This window comes from Bradyrhizobium sp. USDA 3650 (genome assembly GCF_054057395.1).
The window spans coordinates 5,617,073-5,632,918 of sequence record NZ_JBSRZG010000001.1; the positions used below are offsets into that span (position 1 = coordinate 5,617,073).

The 15,846-nt window shown below is 61.8% G+C and carries 12 protein-coding genes and 1 tRNA gene; 5 read left to right on the top strand and 8 right to left on the bottom strand.

What is annotated here, in order from left to right:
* Positions 1-51: 51 nt before the first annotated feature.
* Complete coding sequence (locus tag ACVIN2_RS26390; protein ID WP_456767797.1) at positions 52-1,224, top strand: thiolase family protein; 1,173 nt, start codon at positions 52-54, stop codon at positions 1,222-1,224.
* Positions 1,225-1,309: 85 nt separating this feature from the next.
* Here the strand turns inward: ACVIN2_RS26390 and ACVIN2_RS26395 are convergent, their stop codons facing one another.
* From ACVIN2_RS26395 to ACVIN2_RS26410, 4 genes are all read right to left on the bottom strand, one after another.
* Entirely contained in the window at positions 1,310-2,215 is a 906-nt protein-coding gene (locus ACVIN2_RS26395) for a hypothetical protein (RefSeq protein WP_456767798.1), read from the bottom strand.
* A gap of 120 nt (positions 2,216-2,335) precedes the next feature.
* Complete coding sequence (locus ACVIN2_RS26400) at positions 2,336-2,488, bottom strand: hypothetical protein (protein ID WP_456767799.1); 153 nt, start codon at positions 2,486-2,488, stop codon at positions 2,336-2,338.
* Positions 2,489-2,785: 297 nt separating this feature from the next.
* On the bottom strand, positions 2,786-3,013 hold the full coding sequence (locus tag ACVIN2_RS26405) for a hypothetical protein (protein ID WP_456767800.1): 228 nt from the start codon (positions 3,011-3,013) through the stop codon (positions 2,786-2,788).
* A 42-nt stretch (positions 3,014-3,055) separates the two neighbouring features.
* Positions 3,056-3,241, bottom strand: a complete 186-nt coding sequence (locus ACVIN2_RS26410) for a hypothetical protein (protein ID WP_456767801.1) — start codon at positions 3,239-3,241, stop codon at positions 3,056-3,058.
* A gap of 151 nt (positions 3,242-3,392) precedes the next feature.
* On the opposite strand from ACVIN2_RS26410, the gene ACVIN2_RS26415 reads away from it, so the two are divergent.
* Complete coding sequence (locus ACVIN2_RS26415; RefSeq protein WP_456767802.1) at positions 3,393-5,396, top strand: BTAD domain-containing putative transcriptional regulator; 2,004 nt, start codon at positions 3,393-3,395, stop codon at positions 5,394-5,396.
* A 3-nt stretch (positions 5,397-5,399) separates the two neighbouring features.
* Here ACVIN2_RS26415 and ACVIN2_RS26420 read toward each other — a convergent pair whose 3' ends face one another.
* The 3 genes from ACVIN2_RS26420 to ACVIN2_RS26430 form a co-directional block, all read right to left on the bottom strand.
* Complete coding sequence (locus ACVIN2_RS26420) at positions 5,400-5,894, bottom strand: MAPEG family protein (RefSeq protein ID WP_018453569.1); 495 nt, start codon at positions 5,892-5,894, stop codon at positions 5,400-5,402.
* 125 nt (positions 5,895-6,019) lie between these two features.
* Positions 6,020-7,189 carry an AI-2E family transporter gene (locus ACVIN2_RS26425; protein WP_456767803.1) on the bottom strand — a complete coding sequence of 390 codons (1,170 nt, stop codon included), beginning with the start codon at positions 7,187-7,189 and terminating at the stop codon, positions 6,020-6,022.
* A gap of 221 nt (positions 7,190-7,410) precedes the next feature.
* Positions 7,411-10,776 carry a PAS domain-containing sensor histidine kinase gene (locus tag ACVIN2_RS26430; RefSeq protein WP_456767804.1) on the bottom strand — a complete coding sequence of 1,122 codons (3,366 nt, stop codon included), beginning with the start codon at positions 10,774-10,776 and terminating at the stop codon, positions 7,411-7,413.
* Between the two features lie 638 nt (positions 10,777-11,414).
* Between ACVIN2_RS26430 and ACVIN2_RS26435 the strand changes: the two genes are divergently transcribed.
* The 3 genes from ACVIN2_RS26435 to ACVIN2_RS26445 all read left to right on the top strand — a co-directional run bounded on the left by ACVIN2_RS26435 (position 11,415) and on the right by ACVIN2_RS26445 (position 14,106).
* Positions 11,415-11,846 (top strand): phasin, encoded by a 432-nt coding sequence (locus ACVIN2_RS26435; protein ID WP_456767805.1) that lies wholly within the window; start codon positions 11,415-11,417, stop codon positions 11,844-11,846.
* A gap of 194 nt (positions 11,847-12,040) precedes the next feature.
* Positions 12,041-12,117: transfer RNA gene (locus tag ACVIN2_RS26440), tRNA-His, on the top strand.
* 921 nt (positions 12,118-13,038) lie between these two features.
* Positions 13,039-14,106 (top strand): hypothetical protein, encoded by a 1,068-nt coding sequence (locus ACVIN2_RS26445; RefSeq protein WP_456767806.1) that lies wholly within the window; start codon positions 13,039-13,041, stop codon positions 14,104-14,106.
* Between the two features lie 155 nt (positions 14,107-14,261).
* Here ACVIN2_RS26445 and ACVIN2_RS26450 read toward each other — a convergent pair whose 3' ends face one another.
* Positions 14,262-15,638 carry a hypothetical protein gene (locus ACVIN2_RS26450; protein WP_456767807.1) on the bottom strand — a complete coding sequence of 459 codons (1,377 nt, stop codon included), beginning with the start codon at positions 15,636-15,638 and terminating at the stop codon, positions 14,262-14,264.
* Positions 15,639-15,846: the final 208 nt, after the last annotated feature.

A 15,846-nucleotide genomic window follows, 5' to 3' on the forward strand; every position in this document is an offset into this window, starting at 1 on the left:
GAAGACCTCGACCGGCGCTCCGGTCAAAATCGTTCGAAAAGGGAGAAAACAATGCGTGAAGCCGTCATCGTTTCCTATGCACGCACGGGCCTCGCGAAATCCGGCCGCGGCGGGTTCAACATCACCCCGCCGATGTCGCTCGCGGCCCACGCCATCCAGCACGCGGTCGATCGCGCCGGCGTCGAGAAGGACTATGTCGAGGATTGCTATCTCGGCAATTGCGCCCATGGCGCGCCGAACATCGGCCGCCAGGCCGCGCTGCTGGCAGGAATGCCGAAATCGACCGGGGGCGTCTCGGTGAACCGGTTCTGCTCGTCCGGTCTCCAGACCATTGCGATGGCCGCCAACTCGATCCGCTCGGACGGTTCCGACTGCATCGTCGCAGGCGGCGTCGAGAGCATCTCGATGCCGGGCGGCGGGACGCCGAAGGAATCGATCGATCCCGAGCTGCTCAAGACGGCGCCGGCGATCTTCATGGCTATGATCGACACCGCCGATATCGTCGCCGAGCGTTACAATCTCAGCCGTGAATATCAGGACGAATATTCGCTGGAGTCGCAGCGCCGCATGGCCTCCGCGCAGCAGGCGGGCAAGTTCAAGGACGAGATCGTCCCGATGAAGACCAAGATGAAAGTGGTCGACAAGGCAACCAAGGCCGAGTCGATCGTCGACTACGTCGTCGATCGCGACGAGTGCAACCGGCCCGAGACCACGCTGGAAGGTCTCGCCAAGCTCGAGCCCGTCAGGGGCCCCGGCAAGTTCGTGACCGCCGGCAACGCCAGCCAATTGTCGGACGGCGCCGCGGCCGTGGTGCTGATGGAAGCCAAGGACGCGGAGAAGCGCGGCCTCAATCCGATGGGCCGCTTCGTCGCCTGGGCGGCGGCGGGTTGCGAGCCGGACGAGATGGGCATCGGCCCGATCTTTGCCGTGCCGAAGCTGTTGAAGCGTCATGGCCTGAAGATCGACGACATCGATCTCTGGGAGCTCAACGAAGCCTTCGCCAGCCAGTGTCTCTATTCGCGCGACAAGCTCGGCATCGATCCCGACAAATACAACGTCAATGGCGGCTCGATCGCGATCGGCCACCCGTTCGGCATGACCGGCGCGCGTCTCACCGGCCACATCCTCCAGGAAGGCAAGCGCCGCAAGGCCAAGTGGGGCGTCGTGACGATGTGCATCGGCGGCGGCCAGGGCGGCGCGGGACTGTTCGAGATTTATAGCTGAGACAGACTGCAGGACTGCAAAGGGCACGGCGCCGCAAGCGCCGTGCCCTTTGTTTGAGTACCAGGTCAGGCATGCACTCTTTGGATCACCGGTTTTGTGGGATGAAGCGGCTGAAGGAAGGTAGTCTAAGACAAAGCTTGATAATGAGGGGAAGCGCGAGGACCGGGATGACGCACGCAGCGACATAACCTTCCGCCAGCGACGGCAGACCGAAGCTCGCCGCTGCCCACACGAGCGTGACGTTGCGGTTTCCGCTCACGAGACCGATGGTACCGGCGGTTTGCCACCCAAGTCTCGCGAACGTCATGGCAGCGAGGACGCACAGACCGAAATTGAACACGATCGCCGCGGCGAGCATCACGTCGAAACGCAGGGCGTTGCTGGTCCATTGCGCCCGTATGCCTTGCGAGGTGGCAAGCCCCACGATCATGAGCCCGACAACGGCGATTCCGGTGGCGGCGCTTTGATCGGGCAGAACGGGAATCACATGACGACGAAACCTCATGGCTAAGAAGGCCACCAGGCCTGCAGCGCCGATAATGCTGAAGAGCCGGATCGCCAGCCCGCCCATGTCGAATGCAATTCCAAGTCCGAGCACCGTGGCAAAACTCGGAATCGAGATCGGCGTGAGCAAGGTCAGTGCGATGGAAACGAGCAGTGCGAGACGTGGTCGCAGACCGAGCATTCCGGCGATCGCAGCGGCGCTTCCGACCGGCGGCGCTAGCAGTGAAAGCAGAACGCCGGCCCGCAGCGCAGGATCAAGCGGAGCAAAGGACAGCAGAATCGCAGCAGCGAATGGCAGCACTAGGCCAACCCAGGCAAGCACCACGCCCATCAGGAGCGGACGAATGCTGGCTTCAGAGGGGGCAAGACCCGCCGTAAGAAACGAGCCCAGCGTCAGAAGAAATGCCGAAAAAGGCAAAAGATCGTAGCCGAGATGAGCGAAGGGAGCGATCACCAGCCCAGCGCAAAGCGAGATCACCAGGAGCATGGGTCCTTGTCCGCCAAGCGTGGACAATATCCGGCCAACGTACATATCAGCTCCTCAGGACTTGCGCATCGACGACGATGCGTCTTCAGATTTCAGTCATGTCGGCCGCCATTGCGAACGTCAGAAGAATCCGGCGCTCAAATCCAGGCCGTAGGTTCGTGAGAGCACGAACACAAAGGCGCACGCTGCGCACAACAAGAGGGCGTGCTTCGCCAGTTCGGCACCGATGACCGAGAGGACCGTGCGGGAAACCGTGCGCATGATTGCTGGCATGTTGCCTCCTGGTTTTTCAGATCTCATGAACCGGCTGCATGTGGCGGCCGTCAGTCGGTGTGCGAAGCGAGGATCAGGGGCGGATCACCTCGCTCGGTCGACGCGCGTTGAATGAGGATCGCGCCGATCACGTGAACGACGCCGAATCCCAGCAGAACGAGGATCATCAGGCGCGTCTCGCCGCCTGTTCGCTTTCTGTCATGCGATGCTGGAGATCTGGCCCGAATTGGAGACGCAGCACGGTTGTGATTGTTCACGATTGTCCTCATATGCTTTGCTGTCGCTCGTCCCGATCGCCTACGGCGCCGGCGGGTTCGAAATGTAGTGGGTAACGAAATCGTCGGAGGCGAAGTTGGTTTGGCGCTCTCGGGGCGCCTTGCTCATTGCCGCGAAGGCAATCACCAGCGCCAGGAGCGAGCCATAGAAGGCGACCACTCCAAGTCTCCACATCGAAACCAATCGCTGTTCTTGGTCGGACGCGAGAAACCTCTGCGATTGTCTTCCCTGCTGTGCGATGTCGGTCAATGCGACCTCCTGTTTGATGGCTGTTGTGATGCCGGCGTGCGATCAGTCGTCTCCGAAAAGGAGCGGTGCGACGGGCGGCGCCGACTGCGAAGCGGCCCTGAGTGTCGGGTGTGCAAAGGTCGTCAACGCTGCGTCGAATCCGGCGAGGACCACGAACAAGCCAACGACGATCATGATGAGGTGCGCGCGCACGCTGACTTCCGGATGAAATTGCTCCGCGTCGATCAACCAACCGGCATCTCGTCGCGATGCGATCTGAACCCACTGTCGTCGTCGCCGGCGTCACTCGGCCGTCACTGCAGCGTTAATATTGTTCGCTAAGGCGGCAATTCGTGTAGGATGTATATCCGTGAGCGCATCTGCTTATTTTCGAGGCGGAATGACCGAAACTGCACCCGCGCCCAGCCCAAGTTTTACTCTCGCACTTCTTGGACGTTTTGAACTGATCGGGCCGGACGGCGCCGTCAGCTTGCCGAACAAGAAGCTCGCGGGATTGCTGGCCTATCTGGCCTGCACGGCACCTCAGCCTCAGCACCGCGAAAAACTCTCGACCTTGCTGTGGGGATCGCACTTCGAAGCGCAGGCGAAGCAAAACCTGCGACAGGCGCTGTTCAAGCTGCGTCAAGTTCTTGGTCAGAGTGCTCTCAGGAGTGACGGCGAATTCATTTCGTTGGATGCCGTTGTGATCACCTGCGATGTGCCGCAATTCGAGCGGCTTGTCAGAAAGGACAGCCGTGACGCGCTGTCCGCGGCGGCAGATCTCTATCGCGGGCGCCTCGTCGATGACATCGCGGTCAACGCGGAGGGCTGGAGCGAGTGGCTGGCCGGCGAACGCGAGCGGTTATCGGAGCTGGCTGTCGGCGCGATGGTGGCGCTCGGCGAGCAGGAACTGTCCGAGGGACGTGCCGGCGATGCTCTGCTCGCCGGCCAGCGTGCCAATGCACTCAACAGCATGCGCGAGGATGCGCACCGCCTGATCATGCGCGCGTTGTCCGCGGCCGGCCGCAACGCCGAGGCACTCAAATATCATCAGGCCGTCATTGCCTTGCTGAAGCAAGAGCTCGGCACCGTGCCCGATGCGGCCACCACCGCCCTGGCTGCGGAATTGCGCAAGGTCCAGGAGCAGAAGATCGTTCTGCCGGCAGCGGGGGCGACGGCAGACCTTTCGCACCAGGCGGAGCACGTGATCGGCAACGACAGGCCCTCCGTGGCGGTGCTTCCGTTCCGCAATATGGGTGGTGACGCCGAACAGGACTACTTCGCCGATGGCGTCACTGCAGACATCATCACCGCTCTATCGCGCTTTCGTGAGCTGGTGGTGATCGCGGCCGGATCGAGCTTTGCCCTTCGGGACAAGGGAATGACCAGCCGGCAGATTGCGCAGCAACTCGGTGCGCAATACGTCCTGAGCGGTCATATTCGCAAGGCGGCCAACCGCATTCGCGTCTCGGCCGAGCTCACTCATACCGGAAGCGAGGCCCAGGTCTGGTCCAATCGCTACGATCGCCCCCTGATCGACATCTTCGACCTGCAGGACGACGTCAGCAGCAGTGTTGCCGCAGTCGTCGATCCCGCCGTTCGTAGCGCCGAGATCGAACGCGCACGCCGCAAGCCGCCAACTGATCTTTCGGCCTATGATCTGTATTTGCGCGGCCTTCACCACTTATGGGGCGGCACCCGCGAAGGTATCGTCAAGGCCATCGATCTGCTTCGGCGGTCTCTGAGCCTCGATCAGGAGCGAACGGCGACGCTGGCGGCGCTGGCTTGGGGACTCGTGATGGCTCCGCCGCTCGGCGCCAACATGTCTGCGGATGCCGCGTCCGAGGCGGTCGGTCTGGCGCGCCGCGCCGTCGAGCAGGATAGTGGGGACGCTTTCGCCCACGCTGTCTATGGTTTCACGCTGTTTGGGCCCGCCGGCGACAACGATCAAGGGCGCATTCACGCCAGCGAAGCCGCAAGGCTCAATCCGAGTTCGGCTTTCGCATGGGGTGTACTCGGAATGATCGACAGCATGGGAGGCGATTATGCCAACGCACTCGCATGCCTGCATCGGTCTCTCGTCCTCAGCCCCGAGGACAGCATGCTCCATATGTGGATGACGGGATTGACCGCGTCCTACTTTGCCCTCGGGCAGTACGAGGAGGGCGTTGCCTGGGCGCGCAAGTCGGTTCGGCACAATCCGAGCAACGGCACCGGGCATCGCATGCTCGCGGCAAACCTGGTCGGGGTCGGCCGGCTGGAGGAAGCCCGCGAGGTCACCCGGGTTCGCGATGCGGCACAAAAAACGACGATCCGCGATCTGCGCGCCATGCGTTTTTTCAAGCAGCACGAGGCGCTTGAACGCTACCTTTCGGCCCAGCAGATAGCCGGCGTGGCCGACTGAGCCTCAAGCGCCGAGTGCAACGAGCAGCGTGCGCACGGTCATGAAGACCAGGATGACCGAGCCTACGGTCCACAGCATTGCGCGAATGTCGTGAATTTGCCCGGTGAGATAGGCGAGAAAATGCAGCAGGCGTGAGGCAACGTAGCCGTAGAGCAGGCATTGCGCGAGAAGCAGCGACGGCTTTGTGAGAACATAAAGAAAGCCCGCGACCAGGAAATACGGCAGGCTCTCGAGATCGTTCATCTGGATCCGGCGGATCCGCTCCACATCTTCGTTGGGAAGAAGCTGCGCCGGATCGGGTGCGGGATTCAGTGGTGTCTTCTTGATGTCCTCCGGCGAACGGTAGCCGCCTTGGGCCCTCACCATCCGGACTACGGTGAGCCACGACATCGCCACGGCCTTGAGGATGATCAAGCTGGCGGCAACGACATAGGTGGCGAAGAGGGGATCGTGAAGATTGATTCCGTCCAATTTGGTACCCCGCTCCGGCAGGGCCATACTACATGTCCGAGCGGGTTGCGCCACTACGTAAAGGCAGCGCCAGTCCAGTCCCAGCCTGATCTTGCCTCTACGCCTTCGCCAGCGCCGTGCCTTTTGCTTTCGGCGCGTGCTTACGTGATGAGTCAACCGTTCTTCTCGATCGCGACAGGTCGAAACACCCACTCGCGCCAGACCACCAGCAACGCCGACATGATCACGGGACCCAAAAACAAGCCCAGAAGGCCGAAGGCAGCCAAGCCCCCGAAGATTCCGACGAACGCGAACAGAAACGGCAGCCGCGCCGAGTCGCCGACCAGGGTCGGCCATACGAAATGATCGCCGGCCAACATGACGATCGCGCCCCAGAAGAAGACGCCCGCGGCTGCGAAGCCGCTGCCTCCGCCAGAAACCAGGACCACCGCCGCGGCGGTGAAAGCCAGCCAGGCGCCGAAGGGAAGCATGGCGAAGGCCGTCGTCAATATCGTGAATACGATGGCATGCGGCACGCCCGCGACGAAATAGGCCACGCCGATCAATAATCCCTCGCCCGCGGCGACCAGCACCGTACCGTTCACGGTGCCGCGGATCGCATCGACCATTTGCTCGGCGAGACCCTCTCCCGCCTCACCGAAAAGCCGATCGCAGGTTTCCAGCACGCGGCCCGAGATCGACCGGCCGTTGCGCAGCAGGACGAACAAGGCCACCAGCGAAAAGAACAGAAGAAACAGGCGATGAAGCAGCTGTCCGCCGAACGTTCGAAACAGTTCCGATGCGTTGTCCGCGTTGACGCTTTTCAGCCATGCGGTCGCGGCTTTGGGATCGGAAAGATTGCTGCGCCACCACTGCTGCATGCTCTCTGCGGCGATCGGAAGGCGGGCGAGCCAATCGGGCACTTCGATACCGCTCTCTCCGGCCTGTTTCATCCAGCCCACGAGCAGATCGCCTTGTTGTGCGATCTGATAGACGGCAAGCGACATCGGCGTAAACAGGATGAGGGCGACGACGAGCGTGAAGACCAGCGGGGCCAGGCTGGAGCGGCCGGAGCTCACGCGTGCCGCAAACTTGGTGTAGAGCGGCCACAGGCTGGTTGCGAGAATCGCGGCCCAGATCAATGCGGGAAGAAATCCCGCCGCCGTCCACAACGCCAGTGCGACGAGCGCGAGGGCAAGCACGACCCGTGCGTTCATGCGCGCGCCCGCGCCTGTGGGCAGCGGCTTTCGCTCAGTCGTGTTCGGGCCGCCCTCGCTCCGCACCGCGTCGCTCCGCTTGGGCGGACGCTGCTTCGATGCCACGGATTTCGCTCTTTCGGTCATTTGAAGTCACTGGGGTGCGGGAGCTGCAGTGTCGAACTGTCAGCGGGAGAAACGCTGGGTCCACGCTTCAAGCCGCAACAACGGGCTTCGGTTCCCGCTCGGGAATAAGTTGCAATGAGGTAGCGCCCTTCGTCGGGACGGCCCGGCCGAGGGCGCCCGGCACGAAGCAGGCCGCAGCGCGGCCACCGACGTGCACCGCCGGCTGATGTCGCGTTCGCCGCTTACGCCTGCGCCAGCGCCGGTGCGAACACCACCTCGATCAGCGAGCCGGAGTTCGCCGCGCTCTTGATGTTGAACCGGGCGCGGTTGGCTTCGACCAGGGCCTTGGTCAGCGACAGGCTCAGCGCGGAATTGTCCTCGGCATCGCCGGGCGGCGGGGTCCGGAACGGCTCCATCGCGGCGGCGACTTCGCGTTCGCTGAGGCCATGGCCGGTATCGCGGATCCGAAGTGCGACCTCGCCGCGGTCGGTGAGCGCGGTCGAGACGATGACCTGGCCGCCAGCGCTGGCGAGCCGGATCGAGTTCGAGATCAGGTTCATGGTGATCTGCCGCATCGCGCGCGCATCCGCGCTCACTTGCGGTAGCGCATGGCCAAGCGAGGTCCGGATGATGATGCGCTCGCGATTGGCCTGCGGCTGCATCACGACCACGCAGGCCTCGACCAGGTCGTTGAGGTTGAGGTTGGCGAAGTTGAGGTCGAGCTTGCCGGTCTCGATCCGCGACAGCTCGAGCAGATCGTCGATGATGGCGATGACGCGCTCGCCGGAGGCGCGGATGTCCTTCATGTACTCGCCGTAGCGCTCGTTGCCGAGCGTGCCGAAGCGCTCCGAGATCATCACCTCCGAAAAGCCGATGATGGCGTTGAGCGGCGTGCGGATCTCGTGGCTGATCCGCGCCAGCATGTCGGCCTTGGCGTTCGCCGTGCCTTCGACGAGGCGGCGGGCCTGCGTCAGCTCGCTCTCGCCCTGCTTGCTGTGCGAGAGGTCGCGGAATACGGCGAAGAAGTTCGGGCCGTCGGGCCGGGTGCGGCCCATGATCATCGCGAGCGGAATGACGCCGCCCTTCTTTTCGCGCCCCAGCACCTCGCGGCCATGGTCGAGCAGGCTCGCGATGTCCTGGCTCTTGAGGTTTTCCAGATAGTCGATGACGACATGCTGGCTCTCCGGCGCGAACAGCGTCACCAGATTTTGCTGCATCAGCGTCTCGCCGTCATAGCCGAACAGCGCCTCGGCGCTGCGGTTGCAGGCGTGGATGTTGCCTTCGGCGTCGAACATCACGATGCCCTCGGCCGTGGTGTCGAGGATCGCGGCGAGATCTTCCGCCGCCGCCTCGCCGGCGTCGGGCTCGGGCGTGGGGAAGGTCTCGGAGACAATGGTCTCCGCGATGACGGTCTCGGCGATGACGGGCGCAGCGGGTGCTGCCTGCGGCAGCGCGCAGATCAGCGCATGCGCACTCTCGCCGTCCCAGTCGATCGCGTGCAGATGCGCCTCGGTGGTCGGCAGCGGCGCTTCGCCATTGGCGAGTGTCGCGCTGATCGTGACAGGCGTGCCTGCTTGCGATGTGCTGCTGGCCGCGGACACGCCCGGCTCGACATAGAGCGCATCCAGCCCGCCGGCATTCTCCAGTGCGCTCAGGCTGGCATAGCCCATGCGCGCGAGAAACGCGGGGTTGGCATAGAGCAGGCGGTCGAGCCGATAGATCAGGATGCCTGATGGCAGCAGGTCGAGCAGCGCGCGGTCGCGCGTGCTGTGGCCGTGCGCGGGCGGCGCGGGCTCGCTCAGCCATTCGGCCGGCGCGTGCGGCGTCTCCGGCTCGGGCTCAGGCTCCGGCGTCGGCGCCTCGGGCGTGATCTCGGCATCCGCCGGTTCGGCCGATGCCGCGATGGTTTCCTTGTCGCGTTCGAGGCGCTCGGACAATTGCCGGGCGAGCTCGTTGAATGCGCTGTTCTCGACCGGCGTCAGCGTCGGCGATCGCGTGTCGCCGGGCGCGCGGAACGGCAGGACATTGGGAGGCGTTTCCACTGGCGTTTCCGGATCGGTTGGATGTGAATTCGCGTCGGTTGTGGGTTCGGGCAGTTCAGCTTCAGGCTCGGGCTCAGGTGGGGGCGGCTCGATCGGCGGAGGCGGTGCCTCTACCTCGGGCTCCGGTTCGGGCTCCGGCTCGACCACATCGGCGGACAGGCTTTGCGGCGCCGCCGGTTCGGCCAGCAGCTCAAAACGCCGGAGCGCATCGAGCCGGTTGAGGCCGTCGAGATCGCGGCAGACGCCAAAGCCCCTGAAGCCCGCGAAATTGCGTTCGCCGTCATAAACAGGAAGTCCGGCAAGCTCGACCGGCAGATGCTCGCCGCCGTCGGCCGGCCAGTTCACGGTGATCCCGGCCCAGGTGTCCTTGCTCGCAAGCGCCTGCGCCACGCGGCTGTCAGGATCGAGCGCGAAGGCGTCGGCGATCTCGTGCCAGCGGCGGTCGAAGCCGGCCGCCGTGCGCGGACCGATCAGGTGGATGAATTCGTCGGAGAGAAGCACAAAGCGGCCCTCTGCATCCACCTTCCAGAGGAAGCGCAGCGGATGCTGACGCGGTGCGGGCGGCTCTTCGTGGCCCGACGGCGGCTCGACCATGCCTGTTACGGTCCGCGCGGCCTGCGGCGACACCATGGCTTCGGCCGAGTTTTCAACCGGAGTTTCTGGCGCGGCTTCGGCCGCTTCCTCGACGGCTTGCTGGATCGTCACGATCTCGGTCGCCGGCGCGTCGACCGGCTCGGCAAAGGCGTCGAACAGCGCGATTTCGGATGGCGCCTCGTGCGACGGCGCTGCTTGCACATGCTCCGGCACGGCGGCCGGAGGAAGCGGCGGCGCGGGCTCAGGCTGCACGATATCTTCGCGCGCGACCTCTTCAGTGGCCCCGACTTCAACCTCATCAGTCGCAGCCGCCGCCTGCTGCACGGCAGGCTCGATCAGCGCGACCAGGCCGATATCGGCCCCGCTGCCGACCCGCTGCAGCACCATCTGGCCGATGCCGATCGGCGTCTCGGCGCGGCCCTGGCGAAGCGCATCGCTGCGCGCCTGTTCGAGGCCGGCCTCGCCGAGATCGCGGAAGCCGAGCAGGGTGCGGGCCGTTTCGCTGGCGCCGACGAACAGGCCGTCGGGTGCGAACGCCGCCATCGGCGTCTTGGCGCCGTCGACCAGACGAAGCAGGCGTTCGACCAGGGGCATCGAGCGCAGCATCGGATCCATCGCGGTGACGAGCACAGCGCGGCCGCCATCGGCAAAGTCGAGCCGGGCGCAGGCGCAGGTCATCAGCGTGCCGAGCCGCGCCCCGAAGCCGCGCAGCCGTTCGAGCCGGATCGCGCCGTTCGCAGGCAGCCGGCCGGCCAGCCGGATGATCTGGCGGCGGTGGCCGTCGGTGGGCCCGAAAATCCTGTCCGCCAGCGCCGTGGCATTGCCCGCGCCAAAAAGCCTTGCCCCGACCGGATTGGCCCAGAGCACGCGCGTGCCGTCGATCGACCAGAGCCAGGCGGGCAGCGGCGAGGTCGCGTGCACGGCCAGCCGGGGATCGCCCACGCCTCGCAACTGGAAATCCGAACTCGTCATCCGACCGGCTTCGCGTCCCGCTTGTGCGCATCAAGCTGCCGGGAATGGCAGCCTTAAGAAAGGGTTAGTATCGCCCGCAGCCGCGGGCAGGTCCACGTCCGAAGCCTAGGCGGCAAGGCCTAAAGCCGCGATAACCTTAATGTCCCCAGGCCCGCAAGCCGTAGCCGCGCTGCATCCGCAGGATTCGCGCGTGGCGATGGTCAGTCGCATCAAGCCGAGCTCCCGCCCCACCCAAGCTGCGTTCCCTCCCCCCTTGTGGGGGAGGGCTAGGGAGAGGGGTAAGCCCAGCAAAAGGTGTCAGTCGTTGCCCTGAGGCCCAGAGCGCGACGGACAGAATCCCCGTGTGGCACCCCCCTCCCTGACCCTCCCCCACAAGGGGGGAGGGAACAGCGCGGCCGCGAGCACCTCAACCCCCGGTTCCCCAGCCCGGGAACCTCATCCTCCCCGCGATTAAATTTGCGCAATGCACCCCAAAACCCGTTGCGTTGCACAATGTTGACATTTTAGGCAGGCATGGTCCCCGCGCTGGGCGAGCCATCATTCGTTTTGTGTTTCCAGTCTTCGCACCCGTCACCCGGTCGGCCGGCGGGCGCGCCTGAAGGCTCACTCCGTTTTTTCATTAGTGTGAGGGACAACCCATGACAGGTGCGACTGATCCGTTTTCTGCCTCGATCATTCCGTTCGAGGTCCCCGAGCAGGTGCGTGCGTTCGCCGAAAAGGGCGTGTCGCAGGCCCGCGAGAACTACGCCAAGTTCAAGGACGCCGCCGAGACCCACAACGGCACCGTCGAGGCCGTGTTCTCGTCCGCCCACAAGGGCGTGAGCGAATACACCGCCAAGCTGATGGAGTTCGCGAAGGCCAACACCAAGGCCCATCTCGACTTCACCCAGGAGCTGTTCAGCGTGAAGGCGCCGCAGGATGCGTTCGCGCTGTGGACCAACCATTCCAAGGCGCAGCTCGAGACGTTCCAGACCCAGGCCAGGGAGCTGGCCGAGCTGACCCAGCGCGTCGCCACCGCGACCGTCGAGCCGATCAAGGCCTCCGCCGCGAAGCTCTACCCCGCCGCCTGATCCGGCGCGGTCGTCTGAATTAAGAAACCCGGGCCTAGAGCCCGGGTTTTGCTTTGGAAATAACCTCGTTTGCGGGACGTTTTGAGGCTGTTGCGGCCTTGCCAAAAACGCCCGTTGCACCTAGTTTCCGCCCCGTCCAGCCCCCCTCGGTGACCGGCCCTATCAAGGGCGCCCCTCGGGCGGCTCGCAAGGATGCAGTTGTAGCTCAGTTGGTTAGAGCGCCTGTCTGTGGAACAGGAGGTCGGTGGTTCGAGCCCACCCAACTGTACCAGTGATGCGGACAAGTCCGCTTTCCAGCATCTTTAGACCCGACGTACTTGCACCGCCAAAATACAAAAGCGGCTACAAATGGCGTTGCGGATGGTCGCGTCAAAACAGGATCGCGGATACTTGGCAGAGTTCGGTGATCATCTCGTGTGGAACATGATCTGACCCGAGGCACCTGCCAGCTGCTAGATACTAAGCTGATCCCAATGGCACTCGGGAAATGAGCTGAGTGCGAAGCTGTTAGTTAGGCCTCAGATAACCGATTGCGCGCGTAGGGACGTTTCTTGCTAGCCACGGAAAGGCGCTTACATTAGCCGGACTCCTCGGGCCGAAATTCGTGACTTCCTGTCGCGCCATCCTCAGGGATGCACGAGCGCCGCTGGAACTGTCAAACCGATCTTGAGCTCAAGGCCTCTGCGGCCGACGTCGTTCTGCGAGCAGGTGGCAGCCGGATTCTTGATCCCAAAGGACGAAGGGCGCGGCCCAAACGCCTTCCAAGTTCGGGATCACGGTCCTCGGCTCACGTCGATGCGTGGCTCGCTTCGTCAGGCGGATCAACGCGAGCGAAAGCCGACGCGTCGGCGCGATGCCGGACCGGGTCAGCGACGTCAACCAAAGGGATGAGCTTGTTTCCGGGAGCGTGTGCGCGAGTTCGGCTCCTATGCTGGTGATGCCCCGAGGTCGACGACATCGACTTGGCCGTTGATCTAGAGCAACGCTATCCCGATAGCGACGTCATTGAACAGCTCTTGGTCCGCGCCGCCGCCTCTGGGAAACAGAAGGGACCCATGCGATTCCTACGATGGTCTCCAGCCTCTGGTCCCTAGTGCCGTTTGCAAGATCAATCACAAGCGCTCGGCCAACAAGCCGCAGTTCGAACTTTACTAGAGATTGCGTTCCCACTATCGTCCTACGTGAGGGGTTATTGACGTCAAAAAGTTCTGAAGGTTTCGATTGCAAGAAAATTGTCTCTGTCGATCGATTTCAATTGGAGACCGATATGTCTTTGCCGCATTCTGGGGGGCCGCCTGTTGGAAAAAAATCGGGCTCCCCCGTTGTTCTCGCTGTCTTCGCGCTAGTAGCGATAGTAATCGCCTTGAGCGTCGGATGGGTGATCCTACAAAACCTGCCCGTCCTAGTCGCTTACCAGCTTGGTGCACCGGCGTACTTTATTCTGCTGATCATAATTTCCTTGGCTGTCGCAATTGTACTGTTCGGCATTTTGCGTGCAACGGGCTCCCTGACTGGCAAGCACTTCGGATACACAGTTGAATTTGGTGGTGCAGCAGCGATTTTCGCGTTCATTTTGCTTTATGGCATCTGGATTTTTCCACCGACGCCCACTGACTTCTCGTTGACTTTCCGGTTTAGACCCGAAGACCATCGAACAATTGCCGAGGCTTTCGGTGAACTCAGTGTGAAAAGAGCGACGGTCACACTCTACTTGCCGAAGCAAACCTTGCGAAAAGACCTTACCGCCGACGGCTATGCCACTATTGATAATATACCTGGTAGGTATAGGCCCAACCCAATTGAGCTCGATTTAAGTTCGGATGTATTCGTCATCAAAGATCAACTAGCTTCTTACATAATTCCCAGCGGAACAGAGCCTCTTCTGCCGTTCATAGTCGTCCCTGTTCGGGTCGGAAAAACTAAACCCGATGAAGTCGCAGTCATTCCTAAAACGTCTCGCGCTCTCGTTATCAAACCGGCGGTTGCTAGGATCACATCAGGCGGAACGTCCGATGGGCACAGCCCATTTTGCCAAAGGCGGACAGTACAGCAGTGCGTTACGCCTGAACGTGGTGGCCACTTAGTACCCGGAACGGGAAGTGTCACGAATGAAGTGCGCGTAGGACGCGCGGGGTGGACGGTCACCAAAGACACGCCAGAACAGATTTGCATTGAACTCTGGGCGGCGACCGGCGCTTGCGAGACAGAAGTTAGCGTCCAAGGACAAGCTTCTGCCGTAGAGGAATACGCAACTCAATAGGTGTGATCGATTTCTGTTGAGAACGCGCAGCACCGAGCAGGCGCCCCGCTGCTATAACTGCAGCGGCGGCGCTCCCCTTAAATCGAGGATTTGAAGCCGAGGTGTAGTAAAGTCGATGACTTCCGCGCGCGAATAAAGTTCCGGGGCTCGCCATGTTAGGGCTTTGACTGCGCCGGCGCCTGATCCTCGATCGATTTGAGATCGGCCCGAGCCTTTGCCAGTACGACGCCGTCGTTTTGTCGTCGCATGATTACGAAGTTGCTTGTGATTGCTATGATCTTCCACGCGGGCTCGTTGAAAACAGAGTCGCTGAATTGAATCGTGCGGGGATGCGCACTGGGAGAGACGTGCGTGATACGTTGTATCTCGTTAATCGTTCCCACGAATGTAACCGCGGCAGATACAAAGACGATGGCAAGCAACAAGCCAGCCTTTATAGGCTCTTTGAAAAAGCGCAGGCTTACGCTCCAAACGACAAAAGGGATCGCGTATGACAGCACGAAAGCAAGTGCGACTGTATCAACCCAATGGAATTGTACCCCTACTAAGATAAGCGCTACGAACGCGGCGATCGCGGTCAAATGGAGGGCCCATTGCTCCATGCGGCCGCTCCACGACTGCTGATAGAAGTCAGGTCCCTGCAGGGAAATCGCCGAGGCGGTAGCTAACCTAAAAAAAGAGAGCCCAGCTGCGAAGAGGGCTGCGAACAGATATGCGTAGATTTCTCCGAGTCCGCTGGCGATATAGTCGGTCGTTCCGAAGTACCTTGCGAACGGGATCTCAAAATACCACCCCAAAAATGCGACACGTCCAAAGCCTAGTATTAGAAGAAGCGCTCCTGAGATCGCAACTAACGAAGTGACATCCGAAAGCGCAAAATCTATCTTCAAGTAATTTTTGACTGCGATCTCTCGCTTCAATGATCGTAGCTTTTTAGCAACAAAGGATCCTAGGCGTCGCGCACTGTGAGGCTCTTTCTTCAATTCGGACGGAAGTCGATTGAACTTAACTTTCGACTTCCATTCCTCGCAACTCGGAGGTTCCTTCATAAGATGTTGGTATGATGCGATTTCGGTAGTCGCCACGAAATTGATGTAGTTCTGTAAATTCTCGTAGCACCGAATGATCTTCGCAAGGCGGTGCTTCCGCACAAAGTTAAAATGCTTCCTAACATTTGGCGGATTGCCTTGCGCGCGATACCAAGCAGCGAAGCTTAAGCCTAGTATCGTGATCTCGGATGGAGCGAAGCTTTGTCGAGCTGTGGATGATCGCATCAAATAATAGGCGATAGCGGCATCGGCATCCTTGTAAGATCGCGACTCGCTGTCTAATGGCCCGTCTGAAATCTTGGACCAGACTTCAAATTGGCATGCAACGTGGCAACGAGCAGACAGCCGCATAAAATAACGACCTCGGCGATTGAGTACGAAGCGCAAGAGCTCCCAAAAGATCATGCCAATTCCGATCAACGCACGGGTCAGGTATCCGCCCAAAACTTTGCCCGGTGCGGCTTTGTCCGCAGATTCACTCATGTCTGTTGCATCGCTCCGATCTCATTTTTCCACTGGTGGCAGCGGCCCGGAATCACGGTAACAGTGCACAAAACTCTCGACGCGCGGAGTGCCCCATCCGCAACGCTGCTCAAAACCAGTTTTTTCCGCAGTTACCGTAGCTCCTCGGTCCGCAATGCGCTATCGGTAGCTTGCTAAAAGGCGTTCATGGACAAGTACCCCAGGCAAA